This is a genomic window from Azotobacter chroococcum (assembly GCF_004339665.1).
In the GTDB taxonomy this organism is placed as follows: Bacteria; Pseudomonadota; Gammaproteobacteria; order Pseudomonadales; family Pseudomonadaceae; genus Azotobacter; species Azotobacter chroococcum.
Map to the genome: position 1 here is coordinate 1 of NZ_SMMU01000006.1, position 22,018 is coordinate 22,018.

The 22,018-nt window shown below is 66.4% G+C and carries 16 protein-coding genes; 12 read left to right on the forward strand and 4 right to left on the reverse strand.

What is annotated here, in order from left to right; translation table 11 throughout:
• The first annotated feature begins 543 nt into the window (after positions 1-543).
• The 6 genes from EV691_RS07220 (at position 544) to gpgF (ending at position 9,919) form a co-directional block, all read left to right on the forward strand.
• Complete coding sequence (locus tag EV691_RS07220) at positions 544-3,081, forward strand: YbcC family protein (protein ID WP_131301999.1); 2,538 nt, start codon at positions 544-546, stop codon at positions 3,079-3,081.
• Positions 3,082-3,090: 9 nt separating this feature from the next.
• Positions 3,091-4,959 carry a proton-conducting transporter transmembrane domain-containing protein gene (locus EV691_RS07225; RefSeq protein WP_131301996.1) on the forward strand — a complete coding sequence of 623 codons (1,869 nt, stop codon included), beginning with the start codon at positions 3,091-3,093 and terminating at the stop codon, positions 4,957-4,959.
• A 78-nt stretch (positions 4,960-5,037) separates the two neighbouring features.
• Entirely contained in the window at positions 5,038-6,636 is a 1,599-nt protein-coding gene (locus EV691_RS07230) for a SulP family inorganic anion transporter (protein WP_131301994.1), read from the forward strand.
• A 418-nt stretch (positions 6,637-7,054) separates the two neighbouring features.
• Positions 7,055-8,170: an N-acetylglucosaminyl phosphatidylglycerol synthase gene (gene gpgS / locus EV691_RS07235; RefSeq protein ID WP_165496621.1), complete on the forward strand. Its 1,116-nt coding sequence runs from the start codon at positions 7,055-7,057 to the stop codon at positions 8,168-8,170.
• A complete protein-coding gene (gpgD, locus tag EV691_RS07240; protein WP_131301991.1) occupies positions 8,163-8,930 on the forward strand; it encodes an N-acetylglucosaminyl phosphatidylglycerol deacetylase in 768 nt (255 codons plus the stop codon). The genes gpgS and gpgD overlap by 8 nt, the downstream gene beginning before the upstream one ends.
• Complete coding sequence (gene gpgF / locus EV691_RS07245) at positions 8,927-9,919, forward strand: glucosaminyl phosphatidylglycerol flippase (protein WP_131301988.1); 993 nt, start codon at positions 8,927-8,929, stop codon at positions 9,917-9,919. The genes gpgD and gpgF overlap by 4 nt, the downstream gene beginning before the upstream one ends.
• Positions 9,920-9,932: 13 nt before the next feature.
• On the opposite strand, the gene EV691_RS07250 is transcribed toward gpgF, so the two are convergent.
• Together EV691_RS07250 and EV691_RS07255 are read right to left on the reverse strand one after the other, a co-directional pair.
• Positions 9,933-10,124, reverse strand: a complete 192-nt coding sequence (locus tag EV691_RS07250; RefSeq protein WP_039804960.1) for a hypothetical protein — start codon at positions 10,122-10,124, stop codon at positions 9,933-9,935.
• Positions 10,125-10,204: 80 nt separating this feature from the next.
• Positions 10,205-10,414, reverse strand: coding sequence for a cold-shock protein (locus EV691_RS07255; RefSeq protein WP_039804958.1), 210 nt, complete (start codon positions 10,412-10,414; stop codon positions 10,205-10,207).
• A gap of 318 nt (positions 10,415-10,732) precedes the next feature.
• Here EV691_RS07255 and EV691_RS07260 point away from each other — a divergent pair, with 318 nt between their 5' ends.
• Together EV691_RS07260 and EV691_RS07265 are read left to right on the forward strand one after the other, a co-directional pair.
• A complete protein-coding gene (locus tag EV691_RS07260; RefSeq protein ID WP_089167702.1) occupies positions 10,733-10,969 on the forward strand; it encodes a DUF2789 domain-containing protein in 237 nt (78 codons plus the stop codon).
• A 69-nt stretch (positions 10,970-11,038) separates the two neighbouring features.
• Positions 11,039-11,467, forward strand: coding sequence for a universal stress protein (locus EV691_RS07265; RefSeq protein ID WP_131301985.1), 429 nt, complete (start codon positions 11,039-11,041; stop codon positions 11,465-11,467).
• Positions 11,468-11,524: 57 nt separating this feature from the next.
• On the opposite strand, the gene EV691_RS07270 is transcribed toward EV691_RS07265, so the two are convergent.
• Positions 11,525-12,079, reverse strand: coding sequence for an O-antigen ligase family protein (locus tag EV691_RS07270; protein WP_039807921.1), 555 nt, complete (start codon positions 12,077-12,079; stop codon positions 11,525-11,527).
• Between the two features lie 222 nt (positions 12,080-12,301).
• Positions 12,302-12,649, reverse strand: a complete 348-nt coding sequence (locus EV691_RS07275; RefSeq protein ID WP_039804952.1) for a YajD family HNH nuclease — start codon at positions 12,647-12,649, stop codon at positions 12,302-12,304.
• A 209-nt stretch (positions 12,650-12,858) separates the two neighbouring features.
• Between EV691_RS07275 and EV691_RS07280 the strand changes: the two genes are divergently transcribed.
• The 4 genes from EV691_RS07280 (at position 12,859) to EV691_RS07295 (ending at position 21,947) form a co-directional block, all read left to right on the forward strand.
• The gene (locus EV691_RS07280) at positions 12,859-16,935 is read left to right on the forward strand and encodes a DEAD/DEAH box helicase (protein WP_131301982.1); all 4,077 of its coding nucleotides are present in this window, start codon (positions 12,859-12,861) and stop codon (positions 16,933-16,935) included.
• A gap of 297 nt (positions 16,936-17,232) precedes the next feature.
• A complete protein-coding gene (locus EV691_RS07285) occupies positions 17,233-18,990 on the forward strand; it encodes an ATP-binding protein (RefSeq protein WP_131302024.1) in 1,758 nt (585 codons plus the stop codon).
• 1 nt (position 18,991) lies between these two features.
• Positions 18,992-20,326: a sigma-54-dependent transcriptional regulator gene (locus tag EV691_RS07290; RefSeq protein ID WP_131301979.1), complete on the forward strand. Its 1,335-nt coding sequence runs from the start codon at positions 18,992-18,994 to the stop codon at positions 20,324-20,326.
• 325 nt (positions 20,327-20,651) lie between these two features.
• The gene (locus tag EV691_RS07295; protein ID WP_207388629.1) at positions 20,652-21,947 is read left to right on the forward strand and encodes an MFS family transporter; all 1,296 of its coding nucleotides are present in this window, start codon (positions 20,652-20,654) and stop codon (positions 21,945-21,947) included.
• The last annotated feature ends 71 nt before the right edge of the window (positions 21,948-22,018 follow it).

Here is a 22,018-nt window from a genome sequence, read left to right on the forward strand (position 1 = left end):
TTTGTATGCGGGACCATTCCCTGTCGCTCAGTCGGCTTCTGTCAGTCATGGCAAAAGCCCAGTTTTAGCACTGGGCTTGCGTCAACAGAACCTAGTTCAATAACGCTTTTTCACTTCATGAATGGTTAATTTATTTTTAAATAAAGTCTTCACATGGTTGCCTTGCTATCGATTGGCATGCAATGTGCCTCTGTTGAATGGTCGATAATTTCCTGTAATATCTTGAAATACTTTTCAGGGGCTTTGGAATGCCCATTGAAGACCCCCGGAAGAAAACATTTTTTTCACAAATGAGGTGAAGGCAAGCTCGTTGGAAGTGCCATGCGCGCTCTTTGGCGTGCGCAGCGTTATTTCCCGGGCAGGCAGCAAGACGCATGTCGTCAGTCTAGAGATTCTCCTTAACGGGATTCGCCGGTAACGGCATCAAAGTGGATCAGGTAGAGAAATGGCTTGTCTTGACCGGACACGTCATTCGGAGGCTTTTGTTTTCGAATGACCGGCAAGGCGTGGCTTTGTTCCATCTTTCTGCAGGCCATTTGAAGTATGCCGATGGCCTCTGGAGATAAATCGATGTCCGCTAGAGCAGAAAATCCAGTGCAGTCCGGTAGTTTTGATGAGACGGCTGTATTGCACGAGCTTGAACATTATCTTCCGAAACAAGCTCCCTTGAAGGATTTCGTTCACCACAATACCTTGCATGCATTTCAGGATTCGAAGTTTCACGACGCGGCGCGCAATGCCTCGGGTATCTTCGGATACAGCGTGTCTTTGAAGTTGGATAAATACCGCCGCCTTTATCTCGAGGGAGAAATAAATCCGGACATCCTGGATGGAATAATTGCCGCGCGCAAAGGCGCTCAGTTCGAACTCTGGAAGAACAAGGTCATTGGGGAAAGCTTCGCCCCGCCGCCGCTACCCCGCATCGGTTCCGTGCGGGCGAACTGGAAGAAGATCCAGCGGATCGACCTGGATTCGCTGGTGCATCCGCTGCTGTTCCGCATCCTCTGCAGCTATCTCGACCAGGGCATCTCGGTATGGACCTTCCCCTCCAGCGGCGAGGGGTTCCTGAGCGCCATCCGCGAGCTGGAGCGCCACAGCTTCACCAGCTTCTTCCGCCGCGAGCGGGCACGTGCGCTGCTGCTCGAACAGGACTGCTCCATCGCGGATCTGCTGAAGATCCTGGTGCGCGACGAGGCGCTGTTCGAGCACTACCTGTTCGACCAGCAGTTCGCCCATCCGGGCTGGTCGGGCATGGTCACGGTGATCGAGGCGCAGCCCGGCACCCTGATCGACAGCCGCAGGATCACCCTGCGCGAGCTGATCGTCTTCGAGTTGCTCCTCGAGATCGACGCGCTCGACGAGCATTTCGACAAGCGCTGGAGCCCGCTGGTGGCGGAGCTGGCCGGCGAGCCGCCGGCCATTCTCGCGGACGTGCCGAAGACCGAGCTGCACGAGGTCCTGGCGATCTGGCAGGAAGCGCTGGAGTGGAGCTTCTACGATCCCGTGCTGAGCGCCATCCAGCGCCAGCCCACGGAAGGATCGCTGCCGCAGCAAAAGAGCTTCCAGGGCCTGTTCTGCATCGACGACCGCATCTGCTCGTTTCGCCGGCACATCGAAAGCCTCGATCCGCACTGCGAAACCTACGGGACGCCGGGCTTCTTCGGGGTGGAGTTCTACTTCAAGCCGGAGAACGCCAAGTCCTACACCAAGGTCTGTCCGGGACCGATCGAGCCCAAATACCTGATCAAGGAAACCGGCAGCCAGGACAGGCGCAAGGCCGAGCCGCACTTCAGCAAGCACTCCCATGACCTCTTCGGCGGCTGGGTGATTTCGCAGACCCTCGGCTTCTGGTCGGCCGTCAAGCTTTTCGACAACATCTTCAAGCCCTCGGCGAGCCCCCTCGGCGCCTCGTCCTTCCGGCACATGGATCGTACGTCCAGCCTGAGCATCCTGAATCGCTCGGCGGACGACCGCGAGGACGGCCTGCAGATCGGCTTCACCCTCGAGGAGATGGCCCAGCGCGCGGAGAACCTGCTGGGCAGCATCGGCCTGACCCGCGATTTCGCGCCCATCGTCTACGTGTTCGGGCACGGGGCGAGCAACACCAACAACCCGCACTACGCCGCCTACGACTGTGGTGCCTGCTCGGGCCGGCCGGGGTCGGTGAACGCGCGGGTGATCTGCTTCATGCTCAACCATCCGGAGGTGCGGCGGATACTGGCCGGCAAGGGGATCGAGATTCCCGAAGGCACGCAGTTCGTCGGCGCGCTGCACGACACCACCCGCGACGAAATTGCCTTCTACGACGAATCTTCGCTCAGCCCCGACAACCACGCCCGGCACCAGGCCAATACGGCGGTCTTCGACAAGGCCCTGGCGCTCAACGCCAAGGAGCGCTCGCGCCGCTTCGCGCTGACCGATAGCCAGCAGCCGCCGGAGCGGGTCCACGAGGCGGTCAAGGCGCGTTCCGTATCGCTGTTCGAGCCGCGTCCCGAGCTGAACCACGCGACCAACGCGCTGTGCATCGTCGGACGCCGGGCCTTGAGCCGCAAGCTGTTCCTCGACCGGCGCTCGTTCCTCAACTCCTACGACTACCGCATCGACCCGGACGGCAAGTTCCTGCTCGGCATCCTGCGCGCTGCGGCGCCGGTCTGCGGCGGCATCAACCTGGAATACTTCTTCTCCCACGTGGACAACCAGAAGCTGGGGGCGGGCAGCAAGCTGCCGCACAACGTGATGGGCCTGATCGGCGTGGCCAACGGCAACGACGGCGACCTGCGCCCCGGCCTGCCGAGCCAGATGATCGAGGTGCACCACCCGGTGCGGATGATGATCGTCGTCGAGCAGTTCCCCGAGGTGGTCTTGAACACCATCCAGCAGCAGCCGGCCACCTGGGAATGGTTCGCCAACGAATGGCTGAACCTCACGGTCGTCCATCCCGAGAGCCATGAGCTGTTTCGCTTCAAGGACGGCAGCTTCGCGCCGTATCGCCCGCTGACCGAGCGGATCGAGGCTGCTACCGATCTCGAGAAACTCTTCGAAACCCAGGCGGACAACCTGCCTGTTCTCGCGTTGAGCTAGGGAGCTGCCATGGCCGCCATACTGCAGATCTTCATCTTTCTACCGCTGCTCGGGTTTCTGATCAGCCTGACCCATCCGGAACGGGACGAGACGCGGATTTCCCGCACCGCCCTCATCACGGTCGGCGCTCATCTGGCCGGCTTCAACCTGTTTTTGCTGTATTGGGCGTTCCGCGGCTTTCCCACCCTGGAGCTGAAGGATTTCGTGCTGTTCCAGACAGAAAGCTACGAGTTCTACATCGACTTCCTGTTCGACCGGATCACCGCGACCTACATGTTCGTCGGCGCCTTCCTGACCTTCATGGTGCTGCTCTACAGCCGTCACTACATGCACCGCGAGGCGGGCTACAAGCGCTTCTTCAGCACGGTGCTGTTCTTCTATGCCGGCTACAACATGGTGGTTTTCTCCGGAAACATGGAAACCATGTTCACCGGCTGGGAAATGCTGGGGATCACCTCGTTCCTGCTGATCGCCTTCTACCGGGACCGCTACCTGCCGGTGAAGAACGCGGTCAAGGTGTTCTCCATCTACCGGATCGGCGATGTCGGCCTGCTGCTGGCCATGTGGATGATGCATAACCTCTTCCACGAGAACGTCAGCTTCCACATGCTCGAAGACCAGGCCTTCGTGCTCGAACACCTGCAGCCGCATGCCTTCGTTGGCGTCGTCATCGGGTTGATGATCCTGGTGGCCGCCGCCGCCAAGTCGGCGCAGCTGCCGTTCTCCAGCTGGTTGCCGCGGGCCATGGAGGGACCGACGCCATCGAGCGCGATCTTCTACGGCTCCCTGTCGGTGCACATCGGGGTCTTCCTGCTGCTGCGCACCGCGCCGCTCTGGCGTGATCAGCTGTTCGTCTGCCTGGTCATCGGCCTTCTGGGCTTTACCACCAGCGTCGTCGCGACGGTGATCGCCCGCTCGCAATCGGCGATCAAGAGCCAGATCGCCTATGCCTCCATCGCCCAAATCGGCCTGATCTTCATCGAGATCGCCGCCGGCTTCGACACCCTGGCCCTGGTGCACTTCGCCGGGAACGCCTTCCTGCGCACCTATCAGCTGCTGGTTTCGCCGTCGGTGGTGACCTATCTGATCCGCGAGCAGTTCTACAACTTCGTGCCGCGGGAACACCATGCCAGATGGGTGCTGCCCAAGAAGTTCGTGTATTCCCTCTATATGCTTTCGGTGCGGGAATTCGATCTGGATGCCTTCATGTACCGCAAGTTGTGGAATCCCATGAAGAGCTTGGGGCGGCGTTTGAACTTTCTGACCTTCTGGCGGGCCGTCGGTATTTTCGTGCCGGTCTATCTGCTGGGTTTGTTTGGGGTCTATAACCGTGAAGTATTGCCTGTCGCGGTCACGGAAGTGCTGCCGGTGATCTTCGCGTCGATGGCGGCAGTATTGGTGCTCAAGTCCTTTACCGAGCGCAAGCGCGCCCGCATGACCTGGCTGCTGGCGATCATGACGCACTTCTGGATCGCCCTGGCCACGTCTTTCAATGCCAACTTCGACTTCAGCGAAAGTTATATCTACCTGAGCGGCGTCGCCCTGGCGGGGATCGTCGGATTTCTGTGCCTGCGGCGACTCAAGCATTTCGAAGGCGATATCGATCTCGACCGCTTTCATGGCCATTCCCGCCAGCATCCGAAGATCGCTTTCGTATTCCTGCTCTGTTGTCTGTGCGCCACCGGTTTTCCGATCAGTCCCACGTTCATCGGCGAAGACCTGATGTTCGCGCATATCAAGGAAGGGCAGGTCGGTCTGGCCTTTTTGACCAGCTTCAGTTTCGTCCTGGTCGGTCTGTCGATCATCCGCATTTATGCGCGGGTATTTCTCGGGCCGCATGCCAAGTCGGTCTATGAGGTGGCGTACAAGTCTTCCTGATTCGTTGAAAAGTTTGGCGAGAGATATCCATCACGAGCATTTGAAAGTGCCTGTAAATATCCAAGGAGTCATTGCCTTATGAAAGCGTGTGCAATTCCAGAAGACGGCCTGAAAGGCCTCAAGCAAAATTGGCGCAGCGATGTGGTATCGGGATTCCTGGTATTCCTGCTGGCGCTTCCCTTGAGTCTCGGCATCGCCAAGGCCAGCGAATTCCCGCCGGCCATGGGCGTGTTGACCGCCATGATCGGCGGCCTGTTCGTCAGTCTGTTCGCCGGCTCGCGGCTCACCATCAAGGGACCGGCCGCCGGCCTGATCACCATCTGCGCCGGTGCCGTCGTCGAGTTCGGCGGTGGCGCCGAGGGCTGGCACCTGGCGCTCGGGGCGATCTTCGTGGCGGCCGTGCTGCAGATGCTGTTCGGCTTCCTGCGCTTCGGCGCCCTGAGCGACTTCTTCCCGCACTCGGTGGTGCACGGCATGCTGGCGGCGATCGGCCTGATCATCTTCGCCAAGCAGATCCACGTGCTGCTCGGCATCGATCCGGCCACCCTCAAGGGACTCGAGCTGGTCGAGTTGTTCGAGCGGATTCCTGCCTCGATCATGCACGCCGATTCCCACGTGGCCCTGGTGGGGGTCGTCAGCCTGGCGATCATCTTCGGCATGCCCTTGCTGAAGATTCCGGGTCTGAAGAAGGTTCCCGCGCCGATGCTGGTCCTGCTGGTGGCCGTGCCCATGGCCCTGATCATGGATTTCAGGCACACCGAGCCGGTGTTCGACATGGTGACCATCGGCAGCTTCTGGTCCAACGTCGGGCTGAACGTGGACTTTTCCCTGATCGGCACCGCGGTGTTCTGGAAGTACGTGCTGATGTTCCTCTTCATCGGCAGCCTGGAGTCCCTGCTGACGGTCAAGGCCGTCGATGGACTGGACCCCTGGAAGCGGGCGTCGAATTTCAACCAGGACCTGGTCGCAGTGGGCGCGGGTAACGCCCTGTCCGGGCTGCTGGGCGGCCTGCCGATGATTTCCGAGGTGGCGCGCAGCTCGGCTAACGTCAGCTTCGGCGCCCGCAGCCGCTGGAGCAACTTCTTCCACGGCCTGTGCCTGTTCATCGCCATGCTGCTGTTCATCCCGGTCATCGAGATGATCCCCAATGCGGCCCTGGCGGCGCTGCTGATCGCCGTGGGCTACCGGCTGGCCTCGCCCCATGAGTTCTTCAAGGTCTACCGCATCGGCGCCGAGCAGTTGGTCATCTTCGTCGTGACCGTGCTGGTGACGCTGTCCACCGACCTGCTGATCGGCGTCGGGGCCGGCATCGCCACGGAGCTGGCGTTCAACCTGGCGCACCGGGTGCCGTTCGGCAACTTCTTCAAGGCCCGCTACGCGCGCTCCCGGCAGGCCGGCGAACAGCGGATCACGGTCGGCGGGGCGGCGATCTTCTCCAATCTGCTGGGCTTCAAGAAGCTGTTCAGCCAGATCGACCGCAGCACCAGGGTGACCCTGGATTTCTCCGAGGCCCATCTGGTGGACCACACCTTCATGGAGTTCCTGAGCCACCTCAGGGAGGAGTTCGAACATGCCGGCGGGGCGCTGATCGTCACCGGCTTCGAGCGCTTCAAGCCGTTCTCGGACCATCCGCTGGCGGCCCGCAAGCGCCTGCCCGGCAATGTCCAGCTGGCCTGAGCGGGCCTTTCTGCCGGCGCTGAAGGCGCTCTGCGCCTCGCCCGGCCACGACTGCTGATCCATCGGCCAGGGATGGCCTTTTCCCTATCTGTTGCTGCATGCGGCAGCTTTCCCAACGCCCTCCCGGCGCCGTGCTGGCTTTTTCATGGCAACGCCTTCCGGTGCCGATGCGTGCGCGCTCGAGGAAACTCCAGGGCGTTCCGCTCGGTCTACCCCGGTGTTCCCTGGTTCGCGGCAGCGCCCGGGCAGGCCGTTCGTTCGGCTTGGTCGGGAGGCGATTTCCTGACGCTGAAACGGGCACAGACTATCTTTTTGCTACAGCACTGCGGTTTTCATGGCGGGACCGCTTGTGGGTGGGCGGGGCGTCCCGCCGCAGCCGCGGCGGTTCGCTCCGAAAGCCTTCGGACGGAGGAAGCTTGTGCACATTGCCGATATGACCATGTTCTATGCCCCCGCCAGCGGTGGCGTGCGCACCTATCTGGAGGCCAAGCACCGTCGCCTGCGGCTGTACTCCGGGGTGCGTCACAGCGTGCTGGTGCCTGGTGCCGGTTACCGCGAGCAGGCCGGCGTCTACGAGGTGCCTTCGCCGCTGCTGCCGTTCGGCAACGGCTATCGCTTTCCCCTGCGCCGCGCGCCCTGGCGCCAGCAGCTGCAGCGCCTGCAGCCCGACCTGATCGAGGTCGGCGATCCCTATCTGACCGCCTGGGCGGCGCTGGATGCCGGCCGGCGTCTGGACATCCCGGTGATCGGCTTCTACCACTCGGACCTGCCGCGGCTGGCGACCAAGCGTGTCGGCGCCTGGTGCGGCGGCCGGGTGAACGACTACGTGGCATACCTCTACGGCCAGTTCGACCGGGTGCTGGCGCCCAGCCGGATCATGGCGGAGAAACTCTTGCGCCTGGGCGTGCAGGACGTGTTCGTGCAGCCCCTGGGGGTCGATCTGGAGGTCTTCCAGCCGGCGCGGCGCGATCCGGGCCTCAAGCGCGAGCTGGGTCTTGCCGAGGAGGCCCGGCTGCTGGTCTTCGCCGGCCGCGGGGCGCGCGAGAAGAACCTGCACATTCTGCTGGAGACCGTCCGGCGCCTCGGGCCGCCTTACCATCTGCTGCTGGTCGGCGCCGACATGCCGCGGCGGGTGCCGGACAACGTCACGGTGATCAACCAGTTCCAGCCGGCCGCCGCGGTGGCCCGGCTGATGGCCAGCAGCGACGTGCTGCTGCACGCCGGCGACCAGGAAACCTTCGGCCTGGTGGTGCTGGAGGCGATGGCCTGCGGCATTCCGGTGATCGCCGCGCGTGCCGGGGCATTGGCCGAGATCGTGCCGTTCAGCGCCGGCCGCCTGTGTCGGCCCAATGACGCGCGGGCCATGGCCGCGACCGTGCGCGAGCTGTTCGAGGGCGATGTCGCGCGGCTGGGACGTCAGGCGCGTCAGCACGTCGAGGCCCACCATGCCTGGGATGCCGTGGTCGCCGGCCTGCTTGCCCATTACCATGCCGTGCTGGGCACGGCCGAGCTGCCGGTCGCCGTGAATGTCTGAACGCCATCTGTTGCTGGTATTGCACGATGTCGCCCCGCAAACCTGGGCCGACTATCAGCGTTTCGTCGAGATGGTGGATGCCCTGGGCAATGTGCCCGTCACCTGGCTGGTGGTGCCGGATTTCCATCGCCGCCAGCCGCTGACGGCCCACGCCGAGCTGTGCCGGCAGCTCGATGCACGGCTGGCGCGCGGCGACGAGCTGGCCCTGCACGGCTACCACCACGACGACGACGCACCGCCGCCGCGCACGCCGCGGGACTGGCTGATGCGCCGCGTCTATACCCGCGAAGGCGAGTTCTACCGGCTCGACCAGGCGCAGGCGCGGCAGCGTCTGGAGCAGGGCATGGAGGTGTTCCGCCGCTGTGGCTGGCCGCTGCACGGCTTCGTTCCCCCCGCCTGGCTGATGAGCGAGGGCACCCGCCTGGCCCTGCGGGAAACCCCGCTGCGCTATACCAGCGACCTGCGCCATCTCTACCGGTTGCCGGATTTCCAGGCCATCGACGCCCCCGGCCTGACCTGGAGCGCCCGCAGCCGCTGGCGCCGCGGGCTGTCCCGGCTGGTCTGCGCGGGGCTCGCCGCCTGTCATCGGCGGGCGCCGCTGCTGCGCCTGGGGCTGCATCCGGTGGACATGCGCCACGACTTCTCCCGCCGCTACTGGGTGGAGCTGCTCGTGCGCCTGCTGGAGGAGGGGCGCCAGCCGCTGACCAAGATCGGCTGGCTGAATCGGCAGTCGCCGCAGCTGCCGGGTGCTGGCGCATGAGCCGTGGTCTGTGGCTGCTGCTGGGCGGTCTGCTGGCCGCACTGCTGATTCCCCTGCTGCTCGGCGGCAGCGGGCTGTGGCGGCAGCTGCAGAGCTTTCCGGCCAACCTGCTGCTGGCCATGCTCGGCATCATCGTGATCTGCTGGAATCTCAACGCGCTGCGCCTGCGTCTGCTGCTGCCCGGCTACCGGCTTCATCAGAAGGACGCTCTGGGCATCATCATGGCCACCGAGTTTGCCATCTGCGCGACGCCGGGCGGCGCCGGTGGTCCCTTGACCCTGATGGCGCTGCTGATGCGCCGCGGGGTGTCGGCGGCGCAGGGCACCGCCACCTATGCGGTGGAGCAGCTCACCGACCTGCTGGTGTTCGCCTGCGCGCTGCTCGGCATCCTGGTCTATGCCCTGTCCCATGCCCTGAGCCCGCACCTCGCCTGGCTGCTTGGCGCCAGTGCCAGCCTGTTGCTCGGGGTGTTTGTCCTGCTGTTCCTGCTCGGCCGCTTCCATCGCCAGATGTTCCGTCTCAACGGCCGGCTGCTGCAGCGCCTGGGGGTGAGTGTGCGCCGACGGCTGCAGTATGCCCGCAAGGTGATGCGCTTTCGCAATGCCCTGCGCCAGAGCCTGAGCCTGCCGCGCCCGGTGCTGCTCGGGGTGTTCCTGCTCAGCGTCGCGCACTGGGTGCTGCGCTACAGCGTGCTCTACCTGACCCTGCGCGGCCTGGGCAGCGAGCTGTCCTGGGCCTGGACCTTCCTGGTGCAGATGCTGGCGCTCAGCGCCGGACAGGCCAGCCTGCTGCCGGGCGGGGCCGGCGGGGCGGAGCTGGCCTCGGCGGCGTTGCTCGCCCCGCTGGTCGGCAAGTCGACCAGCGGGGCGGCGATCCTGATCTGGCGCGCCGTCACCTACTACTTCTATCTGATCGCCGGTGCGCCGGTGTTCCTGCACCTGGCGGGGCGGCCGCTGCTGCGACGGCTGGTGCGCTATCGGCAGTCCTGAGCGGGCGTGCCGACTATTGCTTCTTGCCAATCTTGATATGCCGGCTGGGCGGCGTGGCGGTCTGGCCGCTGACGCCATTGGCGATCTGCCGAATCTCGCCGCCGCCCCGGAGAAAGGCGGAAACCAGGGCGTCTAGGGATTCATGGGTTTCCTGAGCCGGTTCCGGCTTGGCCTTCCGATTCGATCCTGCAACCCGCGTGATCATGCTGGTTTCTCCTCTGGCAGGGTGGATGCCCAAAATGAAAAAACCGGCCCGAAGGCCGGTTTCCTGGACAGCGCAGGCGATTAGACGACCTGTACTTCGTCCGCTTGCATGCCTTTCTGGCCTTTCACTGCCACGAAGGAAACCTGCTGGCCTTCCTGGAGGCTCTTGAAGCCGGTGCTCTGGATGGAGCGGTAGTGAACGAACAGGTCGGGGCCGCTTTCCGGAGTAATGAAGCCGAAGCCTTTTTCATCGTTGAACCATTTGACGGTGCCGGTTTGACGATTGGACATGAGTTGTCTCCTTGGACAAAGTTGAAAGCTGGGCCTTTGGGCCCGGGCGTTGACTGAGTGCAAAGAGCAGTCGAAAAAGGATCGGACAGCAGTTACGCAGATCGTTTCGCGGTGACGCATGCAACACAGTGAAGCCACTTTACTCCCTCGACGCTGGATCACCTAGTCTTTTCTCCACCACTCGATGGATGGGCGCCGCAGGCGTCGACGGTGCAGGGCAAAAGCTGCCCTGGATCAAGCGGTCGCCGATGGATTTTCCGCTATGGTTAGAAGAAGCGATACGCGCTTCCCACAAACGCAACAGAGGAGGAAGGAAAGATGGAAATGCCCATCCACAAGCTGTCCACGCTGTTCGATCAGTTGGGGCTGAAGTCCGATCCGGCCAGCATCGATGCCTTCATCGGCAGCCACATGCTGCCCAACGGGATCAAGGTGTCCGAGGCACCCTTCTGGTCACCCTCCCAGGCGGCCTTGCTGAAGGAGGAACTGCTCGATGACGCCGACTGGGCGCCGATCGTCGACGAACTCAACGAGCGCCTGCATCCCCGGCACTGAGCGGGGTTCGCCGCTGCGCCAGGCCCCGCGGGGCCTTTCCGTCCACCAGGCACAATGAGTGTGCAGGCCATGAAGAAAGTACTTGTTCCGTTCGATGGTTCCGAAAGCGCCAAGCGCGCCTTGCTTTACCTTGTGGAGTTCGTGAAGCAGGTGCCGGATCTGGAGGTCCATCTGCTGAACGTGCAGGGGCATCCGATCATGTACGGCGACTATGTCGCCGGTCCCATGCTGGAGACCCTGGTCAACGCGGCCCGCGAGCATGGGCGCAAGATCAATGCGAAGGGGCTCGAACTCCTGCGGGCACATGGCCTCGAGGCCAGCGCCCACGAGGAACTGGGCGAGACGGTGGGAGAGATCGCCAAGGCGGTCAGCCTGTTCGGCTGCGACACCGTGGTTATGGGCACCCGGGGAATGAGCAACTTCTCCAACCTGGTCATGGGCTCGGTCGCCACCCGTGTGGTGCATGAGGTGACGGTGCCCGTGCTGCTCGTCAAGTAAGCCGGAGCGCGTCGGGCCGCAGGGGAGGGGATTTCCTTTCCCCGTTGCCCGGAGCCGTCAGAGCCTGTTCCTGAAGCGGTGCCATTTCTTCTCCCCGTTCATGATCCAGTGCGGCATGGCGGCGCCGGTTCCGGCGATTTCCAGTTTCGGGTGGTGGCTGACGACCTGCTCCAGCAGCGGCTCCTGGGCCGGCTCCACATCCACGAAGAACACATGCTTGCCCTGACGCAGCTTGTCCTGCAGGGGGCGGAAGGCGCGGTTGCTCTTCTGGAAGCCGAAGAAGCCGCCCTCCCAGATACTGAAGCCGAACAGCACCAGGGCCAGGAAGATGAAGGGTATCCAGCCGACGCGGGTTTGCGTCCAGCCGCCGAAGTAGGCGACGACCAGCACCAGGGCGGCCAGTGCCAGGCCGATGTACAGGCCGCGCGTGCCGGCGTCGACCACGTTGGTCTTCATCATCGAGGGTACGCTGTGCAGGCGATGCCGTTCGAGCTCGGCATCCTGCTCGCTCAGCACATGGATCTGCTCGGTATCGATGCCTTTGGCTTCGAGTTCCTGCTCGACCCGTTCCAGATCGTCCAGATCGTCGCTGACGTAGTAGTGCCGGTTCATGTTCACCTCCCGTTGCATTGCATATAAGGTTCCGGCGAATGGTCGATCGAGACCCGCGGCAGCGGCGCCGGGGCCGGGGATGACCCCCCTTGGAGTCTAGCAGCAGGGCTTTGGCGGGTTGCCGGCGGGCACCGGGCGTGCCCGGGCGGCGGACGAGAGGTCGGGACGGACGGCAACCGCCGCGGGCGCTGCGAGCAGGCGCGGCGGTTGCGGCAGCGGGGTTCAGTCCTGCTTGCCCTTGAGCAGGTCGCCGAGGTTGGCGAAGGCCTTGAAGGTGGTCTTCGGCCCCAGGTCGGCGCCGGGACGGGGAGCGGTCTGGTACTGGCTGTCGGTATAGCGCGAATGCTCGTTGTCGTGGCAGTACAGGCAGAGCAGTTCCCAGTTCGAGCCGTCCTCGGGATTGTTGTCGTGGTTGTGGTCCTTGTGGTGGACCGTCAGCTCGCTGAGGCGCTTGCCGGAAAACTCCCGGGCGCAACGGCCGCAGACCCAGGGGTACATCTTCAGGGCCTTTTCCCGGTAACCCTGTTCGCGCTGGGCATAGGGAATGTTGCTCTTGTTGTTCGTGCTCATGGTGGCTTGCCTGACTGCTGGTTCCGATCATGGGGTGGAGGAAAGATCTGTTCGCCGAGACTACGGGTATCCGGGCCTGCGCGGCAACCGTGCGGTTGTCCGCAGGAATGGCGGGTGCTTCACCATGCCGCTGTTGGCCTCTCGCCAGCTGAATGAGTTAGCTTGCTAAGATCCTGTCGGTCCTTTGCTTTGTCGCTTTCGGGGTGCCCATGTCCAGCTCAGCCGCCCGCTCGACCCTCGCCAGTCTGCCCGATGCCTACAAGGCGCTGCTTTACGTCCTGTTCCTGGCCACCCCGCGGAACAAGACCGCGCTGCTCGAGCAGCTCAAACGTCTCGGCGTGCGCGCCACCAACAGCCGCGCCATGGACGGCGTGCTGCTCGGCGAGATGCTGGAAACCCTGGAGCGCCTGAACTGGCTGGAACGCGGCGACGAGCGCAGCTTCTTCAGGCTGAACCCGGTGGCCTGCAATCAGGTGCTGCTGCTGCTGCAGAGCGAGCCGCACTGGTGGCCGAAGCTGCGCGGCGGGCTGATCGAGCACGTCGCCGCCGCGCCGGGCAGCCTGCCGCTGAGCCTGTGGCGCGGCCTCTGGCTGGCCCTGCTGGCGGGCGAGGTGCCGGAGCTGACCCAGCTGCTGCTCGGCATGGAGCAGGAGCGGGGCGAGCTGCCGCATCCCTGCGGCCAGCTGCTGGCCGACGAAACCGGCCGGCAGCTGTTCGCCCGGCTCGTCCCGGGCGTTCGCGAGGTGTTGCTGGAGGACTACCTGACCCGCGCCAACAGCGGGCTGGTGGCCGCCGGGGAGGCCTATCGGCAGGGCCTGGCCCTGCTCGACGGCGGTCAGGTGAAGTCCGCCGAGCTGGCTTTCCAGCTGTTTCTGCAGGCGCTCTGGCGCGGTGACTGGCCGCGCTTCGAAGCCCTGGGCCGGGACGAGCGGGCGGCGTTCGGCAGGGTCCTCCGGAGCCTGCTGCATGGGGAGTCCGCCGAGGCATTGGAGTTCATTCAGGAGTACATCCGCATCCAGCGCGGCAGCCGCAAGCGCCGGGTCGAGCTGCCGGCCACGCTCAACGCCTGCTACTGCCTGCTCCTGCTGATCGATGGCGACAGCCAGCAGCATGCGGCGCTGCGCCAGGCGCTCGGGCTGGGACTGAAGAAGGGCCTGGGCAGCGCCTACGACGTCTTCGAGAAGCTCTTCGAGCAGTTCCAGGGCAAGGGCGGGCGCTGCCCCGATCCAGCCTACCGGATGCAGCAGTTGCAGGGTTTCGACGGTCTGCTGACGGCGATCGCGCTGTACTGGATGGACGCCCCGGCGTCCTCCGCCTGGCAGCGGCGCCTGCAGCAGTTCCGCGCGGAGCTGGCCGGGGAGGGCTACGCCTGGCTGGTGGCCGAACTGGACGTGCTGCTCGAGCGGCAGTTCGGCACGCCCCCGGCGGAGGCGGACTGGCACCGGCGTCAGGGGCTGCAGCCGCTGGTCGAGCTGTACCGCCGCCAGGAGCTCTGGGAGCATGCCCTCGCCGCGCTGGCCGCGCTGCGTCCCGGCTCCCGCGCCAGCGTCCCGGCGCAGCCGCAGAGCAGCCAGCGCCTGGCCTGGATGATCGGCAGCGCCACGGCGCAGGTGCCGAGCGTCGAGCCGCGCGAGCAGAAGCTCGGCGCCAAGGGCCAGTGGAGCCGGGGCAGGGTGGTGTCGCTCAAGCGCCTGCTCGAGGAGTCCGACAGCTTCGACTACCTGCTGGAGCAGGACCGCCGGGCCATCCAGCAGATTCAGATGCACAGCGATTACTACGGCATCCGCTACCAGCTCGACGGCGAGCGCGCCCTGCCGCACCTGGTCGGCCATCCGGCGCTGTTCTGGAGCGACGCGCCGGAGGTGCGCATCGACCTGCTGGCCGGCAGCGTGGCCCTGGAGTTGCAGCAGCGCGGCACGCAGATCCACCTGGCGCTGATCCCCGAGGGGATCGCCGCGTGCGACGGGCTGTTCGTCGAGCGGGAAACCCCGACCCGCCTGGTGATTTATCCACTCGGCCGCGAGGCCCGGCAGATCGCCGACATCGTCGGCGGCGGGCTGGGCGTGCCGCAGGCGGCCAAGGCGCAGCTGATGGAAACCATCGGCAGCATCGCGCCGCTGTTGCCGATCCACTCGGACCTGCCGGAGCTGGCGGTGAACATCGACAAGGTGGCCGCCGACGACAGGCTGTACGCCCACCTGCTGCCCCTGCAGGACGGCCTGCGCCTGCAGCTGCTGGTGCGGCCGCTGGCCGGCGGCAACTGGTTCCGCCCTGGCCAGGGCGCGGAGAGCGTGCTTGGCGAGCAGGAGGGCAGGCCGCTGCAGGCGGTCCGCGACCTGCCGGCCGAGCGCCAGCGGCTCGAGCAGGTGCTGCAGGCCTGTCCGGCGCTGGCCGAGGCCGACAGCGACGGCCACGAATGGCAGCTGGCCGAGCCGCAGGCCGCGCTGCAGGTGCTGAGCGAGCTGCAGGGGCTGGACGCCGGCCTGCTCGAGTGCGTCTGGCCGGAGGGCGAGCGCATGCGCATCAAGGCCCGGCCCGGCCTGCGCCAGCTGCAGCTGCGCCTGCGCCAGAGCGGCGACTGGTTCGAGCTGGACGGCGAGGTGGTGGTCGACGACGGCCGCGTGCTGCATCTGCGCCAGCTGCTCGAGCTGTTGCAGAGCAGTCCCGGGCGCTTCGTCCGCCTCGGTGACCAGGACTGGCTGGCCCTCGGCAGCAACCTGCGCCGGCGCCTGGACGAACTGGGCCGGCTGGCCGAGCGCAATGGCGATGCCGGCCTGCGCCTCAATCCGCTGACCGCGCCCTTGCTCGCCGAGCTGGCCGAGGAGGTGGGCGGCTTCGAGGCCGACGCCGCCTGGCAGGAACACCTGGCCCGCCTGGAATCGTTGCGCGATTACCGGCCGCGGGTGCCGAGCACCCTGCAGGCCGAGCTGCGCGACTACCAGCTGGAGGGCTTCGACTGGATGGCGCGGCTGGCCAAGTGGGGCGTCGGCGCCTGCCTGGCCGACGACATGGGCCTGGGCAAGACCCTGCAGACGCTCACCCTGCTGCTGCACCGTTCCGCCGCCGGCCCGCAGCTGGTGGTCGCGCCGACCTCGGTGACGCCCAACTGGCTGGCCGAGACCACCCGCTTCGCGCCGACCCTGCGCCTGCACGCCTACCGCGAGAGCCGCAGCCTGGACGGGCTGGGCCCGCGCGACCTGGTGGTCGCCAGCTACGGCCTGCTGCAGCTGGATGCCGAGGCCTTCGCCGCCCGGCACTGGACCACAGTGGTGCTCGACGAGGCGCAGGCGATCAAGAACGCCGCCAGCAAGCGCTCCCAGGCGGCCATGGCGCTGCAGGCGGATTTCCGCCTGGTCGCCACCGGCACGCCGCTGGAGAACCACCTGGGTGAGCTGTGGAACCTGTTCCGCTTCATCAACCCCGGCCTGCTCGGCAGCCGCGAACACTTCGCCCAGCGCTTCGCCGGACCCATCGAGCGCGGCGACCAGGGCGCGCGCAAGGCGCTCAAGGCGCTGATCCAGCCGTTCATCCTGCGCCGCCTGAAGAGCCAGGTGCTCGACGAGCTGCCGGCGCGCACCGAGGTGGTCTACCGGGTGCCGCTCTCCGACGCCGAGCTGCACCTCTACGAGGCCATGCGCCAGCAGGCGCTGGACGCCCTCAGCCAGGGCGGCGAGGAGGGCAGCCAGTCGCCGCTGCGGGTGCTCACCGAAATCACCCGGCTGCGGCGCTTCTGCTGCCATCCGAGCCTGGTAGTGCCCGACAGCGACCTTCCCGGCAGCAAGCTGGCGGCCTTCGCCGAGATCGTCGAGGAGCTGCTCGACAGCCGCCACAAGGCGCTGGTGTTCAGCCAGTTCGTCGACCACCTGAGCATCGTCCGCACATGGCTCGAGGAGCGCGGCATCCGCTATCAGTACCTCGACGGTTCGACCCCGGCCAGGGAGCGCATGGGGCGGGTGGAGGCCTTTCAGGGCGGCGACGGCGACATCTTCCTGATCAGCCTCAAGGCCGGCGGCACCGGCCTCAACCTGACCGCCGCCGACTACGTGATCCACCTCGACCCCTGGTGGAACCCGGCGGTGGAGGACCAGGCCAGCGACCGCGCGCACCGCATGGGCCAACAGCGCCCGGTGACCATCTACCGGCTGGTGGCGGAGAACACCATCGAGGAGCGCATCCTCGCCCTGCACGGGCAGAAGCGCGACCTCGCCGACAGCCTGCTGGAGGGCGGCGAGGTCAGCGCCAAGCTCGACGCCGAGGCGCTGCTGCGCCTGCTGCGCGGCGGGTAGGGCCTGTCGACGTTTGGGCGTAGGCCGCGACGGCGGCCCGTTTGGCGCAGAACAAGGAACGAGGAGAGAAGTTTGGTCATTCCAAATGAACGACGAGCGACGCCGTGCTGCGCCAAACGGGCCCCGTCCCTGCGGGTTGCGCGGCAAATGCCGCCATGCGGCGTTGCGGGTCTTGGCAAGGGAATGACCATTGCCGGCGCCCCGCGCCTTGCCTGGCGGCATTTGCCGCGGCAACGCGGCTCATGCCCAAACGTCGACAGGCCCTAGGCCGTGGCGTTTCTCTCCGCCCGCCGGCGCATGCTGCTGGTCGTCCTGGCGATCCTCGCCGGGCTGCTCGCCAGCGTCTGGCTGGCCGGGCGCTACGCCGAGCGGCGCCACTGGAGCGAGACCGCCGTCGAGGCCCGCGGCCAGCTGGAGCTGTACGCCCAGTCGCTGCGCATCCTCGTCGAGCGCTTTCGCGCATTGCCGGCGATCCTTGCCTTGGACAGCGAGATCCAGTCGCTGCTGCGCGACGCCGCCGATCCGCTGGCGCGCGAGCGGCTCAGCCGGCGCCTGCAGCGTCTCAATCGGGAGGCGGGAGCCGGGGTGATCTTCGTGCTCGACCTGCAGGGCAAGGCCATCGCCGCCAGCAACTGGCAGGAGCCGGGCAAGTTCGTCGGCGGCAACTATGCCTTCCGCCCGTATTTCCAGGGCGCCCTGCGCGAGGGCAGTGCCCGCTACTTCAGCGTCGGCGTGACCACCGGGGTGCCCGGCTATTTCCTCTCCCGGGCGGTGCGCGACGCCGATGGCCGCATCCTCGGCGTGCTGGCGCTCAAGCTGGTGATGGAGGACCTGCAGCGCGACTGGGCGCGGCAGACGGGCATCCTGCTGGTGACCGACCAGCACGAGGTGGCCATCCTCGCCAGCCGGCCGGCCTGGCGTTTCCGCACCCTGCAGGGGCTGTCGCCAGAGTTGCGCGCCCGTCTGGTCGATACCCGTCGCTATGGCGACCGGCAGCTGCAGCCCCTGGCGGTGCGATCGCTGCGTCAGCTCGACGGCGACGCCGAGCTGCTGGGCATCGACGGCCCGGATGGCCGGCGCGACTACCTGCGCCTGCGCCAGCCGCTGGCCGACGAGGGCTGGACCCTGCAGCTGCTGCGCGAGGCGCGCGTGCCGGGCGGCGCGGTGCGCGGCTACGGCCTGGCGGCGGCCGGCATCTGGCTGGCGCTGGCGTTCCTCTTCCTGTTCCTCGGCCAGCGGCAGAAAAACCGCCGCCTGCTGCTGCGCCGCCGGGCCGAGCTGGAGCGGCTGGTCGAGGAGCGCACCGCGGCGCTGCGCCAGGCCCAGGACGAGCTGGTGCAGGCGGCGAAGATGGCCGCCCTCGGGCAGATGTCGGCGGCCCTGGCCCACGAGATCAACCAGCCCCTGACCGCCATGCGCATGCAGCTCGGCAGCCTCGGCCTGCTGCTGGCGAAGAACGATTCGGCGGCGATGCGCACCTGCCTGGAGCGCATCGACGGCCTGCTCACCCGCATGGCGGCGCTCACCGGGCACCTCAAGACCTTCGCCCGCGACACCCCCGGCGGTCTGCGCGAGCGCCTGGCGCTGGACACCGTCGTCGACCATGCGCTGCTTCTGCTGGAGGCGCGCATCCGCCAGGACGCCGTGCAGGTGCTGCGCCGGCGCGCGCCGCAGGCCTGGGTTGAGGGCAACGCGATCCGCCTCGAGCAGGTGCTGGTCAACCTCTTGCACAACGCCCTGGATGCTATGGCCGGACGCGAGCGCCGCGTGCTGCGCATCGCGCTGCGCCGCGACGGCGGCGACTGGCTGCTGAGCGTCGCCGACAGCGGCGGCGGCATCGCCGCCGAGCACCTGCCGCGGGTCTTCGAGCCGTTCTTCACCACCAAGCCGGTGGGCGAGGGGCTTGGCCTGGGACTGGCGGTGTCCTACGGCATCGTCCGCGAGTCGGGCGGCCAGCTGGAGGTGCGCAACGCCGGTGACGGGGCGCAGTTCGTCATCCGGCTGCCGGCAGCCTTGCCGCCGGATACACTGCAGCCCAGTCCGCAGGAGCCGTGAAATGCAGCAGATTCTCTTCATCGACGACGAAGCGCCGATCCGCGAGGCGGTGCAGCAGTGGCTGGAGCTGTCCGGCCTTTCGGTGCGCACCTGCGCCCGCGCCGAGGAGGCGCTGGCGCTGCTCGACGCCGACTTCCCCGGCGTGGTGGTCAGCGATGTGCGGATGCCCGGCATGGACGGCCTGGCCCTGCTCGAACGTCTCAAGGCGCTGGATGCCGAGCTGCCGGTGATCATGGTCACCGGGCATGGCGACGTGCCCATGGCGGTGGCGGCGATGCAGCAGGATGCCTACGACTTCATCGAGAAACCCTTCACCCCCGAGCGTCTGCTCGGCAGCCTGCAGCGCGCCCTCGACAAGCGCCGGCTGGTCTGCGAGAACCGCGCGCTGCGCCGCCAGGTGACGCAGCAGGGGCGCATCGAGAGCCGCCTGCTCGGCGTGTCGCCGGCGATCCAGCAACTGCGCCGGCAGATCCTCGAACTGGCCGACACCGCGGTCAACGTGCTGATCCGCGGCGAGACCGGCAGCGGCAAGGAATGCGTGGCGCGCTGCCTGCACGCCTTCGGTCCGCGCGCCGACAAAGCCTTCGTCGCGCTCAACTGCGCGGCGATTCCCGAGCAGCTGTTCGAGAGCGAGCTGTTCGGCCACGAGAGCGGCGCCTTCACCGGCGCCCAGGGCAAGCGCATCGGCAAGATCGAGCATGCCGCCGGCGGCACCCTGTTTCTCGACGAGGTGGAGAGCCTGCCGCTGGCGCAACAGGCCAAGCTGTTGCGCGTGCTGCAGGAGAAGAGTCTGGAGCGCCTCGGCTCCAACCGCAGCATCGCCGTCGACCTGCGGGTGATCGGCGCGGTCAAGCCGGACCTCGCCGCCGAGGTGCGCGCCGGGCGCTTTCGCGAGGACCTGCTGTACCGCCTCAACGTCGCCGAGCTGCACATTCCGCCGCTGCGCGAGCGGCGCGAGGACATTCCCCTGCTGTTCGAGCACTTTGCCCACGCCGCGGCCGAGCGCCATGGCCGCGAGCCGCGCCCGCTCGGCTCCGCCGAACTGGCACGGCTGCTGGCCCACGACTGGCCGGGCAACGTGCGCGAACTGGCCAACGCCGCCGAACGTCACGCCCTCGGTCTGGGCGGCGGCGCCGGTGCGGCGGCACCGCAGTCGCTCGCCGCGCAGCTGGAGACCTTCGAGGCGCAGTGTCTGCGCCAGGCCCTGCAGCAGTGTCGCGGCAACATCGCCGAGGTCATGGAGCTGCTGCAGCTGCCGCGGCGCACCCTCAACGAGAAGATGCAGCGCCACGGACTGACGCGCAGCGAGTTCCTGCCGGGCGACGATCAGGACTGAGCAGCCGTCGGCGGATTCTTGCCGATTTGCCCGCCGGCGTCGGCGGCAGTCTGCCGACCGCCGCCGGCCATTCTGTCGCAAAGCCGCAATCCAGAGCCTTCCCGTGTCTTGGCCTGGTTCCTGCTAAAGCATCCTCCGTTGCCCTGGCACCCGGCGTGACGACTGTCCGCTCCGCTGTCCAGAGGCTCCTTGCCGGCTGCGCGGCGACTGCCGCGCAGCAAGGAACTCCCAGAAGAAACGGAGAAATACAATGACAATCCCCAGCAGTCCCGACCTGTGCGTCCCTGCAAACCTTGCCGCCGACCGCCCCGACGAAACCCCGCGCATGACCGCTCGGGATACCGAGTACACGGCTGCCGAGCGCCGCCAGCGGATCTTCGCCATCGTCGGCGCCTCCTCCGGCAACCTGGTGGAGTGGTTCGACTTCTACGTCTACGCCTTCTGCGCCATCTACTTCGCCCCGGCCTTCTTCCCCTCGGACGATCCCACCGTCCAACTGCTCAACACTGCCGGGGTGTTCGCCGCCGGCTTCCTGATGCGCCCGATCGGCGGCTGGCTGTTCGGCCGGATCGCCGACAAGCACGGCCGCAAGACCTCGATGCTGATCTCGGTGCTGATGATGTGCGCCGGTTCGCTGGTCATCGCCTTCCTGCCGACCTACGAGAGCATCGGCGTGGCCGCGCCGGTCCTGCTGCTGCTCTGCCGCCTGTTCCAGGGCCTGTCGGTCGGCGGCGAATACGGCACCACCGCGACCTACATGAGCGAGGTGGCGCTCAAGGGCAAGCGCGGCTTCTACTCCTCGTTCCAGTACGTCACCCTGATCGGCGGCCAGTTGCTGGCGGTGCTGGTGGTGGTGATTCTGCAGCAGTTGCTCAGCACCGATGAGCTGAAGGCCTGGGGCTGGCGCATACCGTTCGTGATCGGCGCCATCGCCGCGGTGATCGCCCTGTTGCTGCGCCGTTCCCTGGAGGAAACCACCACTGCGGAAACCCGTGCCAGCAAGGAGGCGGGCAGCATGGCCGGCCTGTTCAAGCACCACAAGGCCGCCTTCATCACCGTGCTCGGCTACACCGCCGGCGGCTCGCTGATGTTCTACACCTTCACCACCTACATGCAGAAATACCTGGTCAACTCGGTGGGCATGGACGCCAAGACCGCCAGCGGCATCATGACCTTCGCGCTGTTCTGCTACATGCTGATGCAGCCGCTGTTCGGCTCCCTGTCCGACCGCATCGGCCGGCGCGCCTCGATGCTCTCGTTCGCCGCCCTGGGCACCCTCTGCACCCTGCCGATCCTGATGACCCTCAAGACTGCTGGCAGCCCCGTGCTAGCCTGCCTGCTGATCATCCTGGGCATGGCTATCATCAGCTTCTATACCTCGATCGGTGGCATCGTGAAGGCCGAGATGTTCCCGCCGGAGGTGCGCGCGCTGGGCGTCGGCCTGTCCTATGCCATCGCCAACGCCATGTTCGGCGGCACCGCCGAATACGTGGCGCTGGGCCTGAAGTCCATCGGCCATGAGGAAGTCTTCTACTGGTACGTGACGGGCATGCTGGCGATCGCCTTCTGCTTCAGCCTGCGCCTGCCGAAGCAGGCGGCCTACCTGCACCACGACCGCTGACCGTCGTCCTCCCGCCCGCCGGTCCCGGCGGGCGTTCCGATCCTTTCCGCTCCCGTCTTCCGGGATGGTGC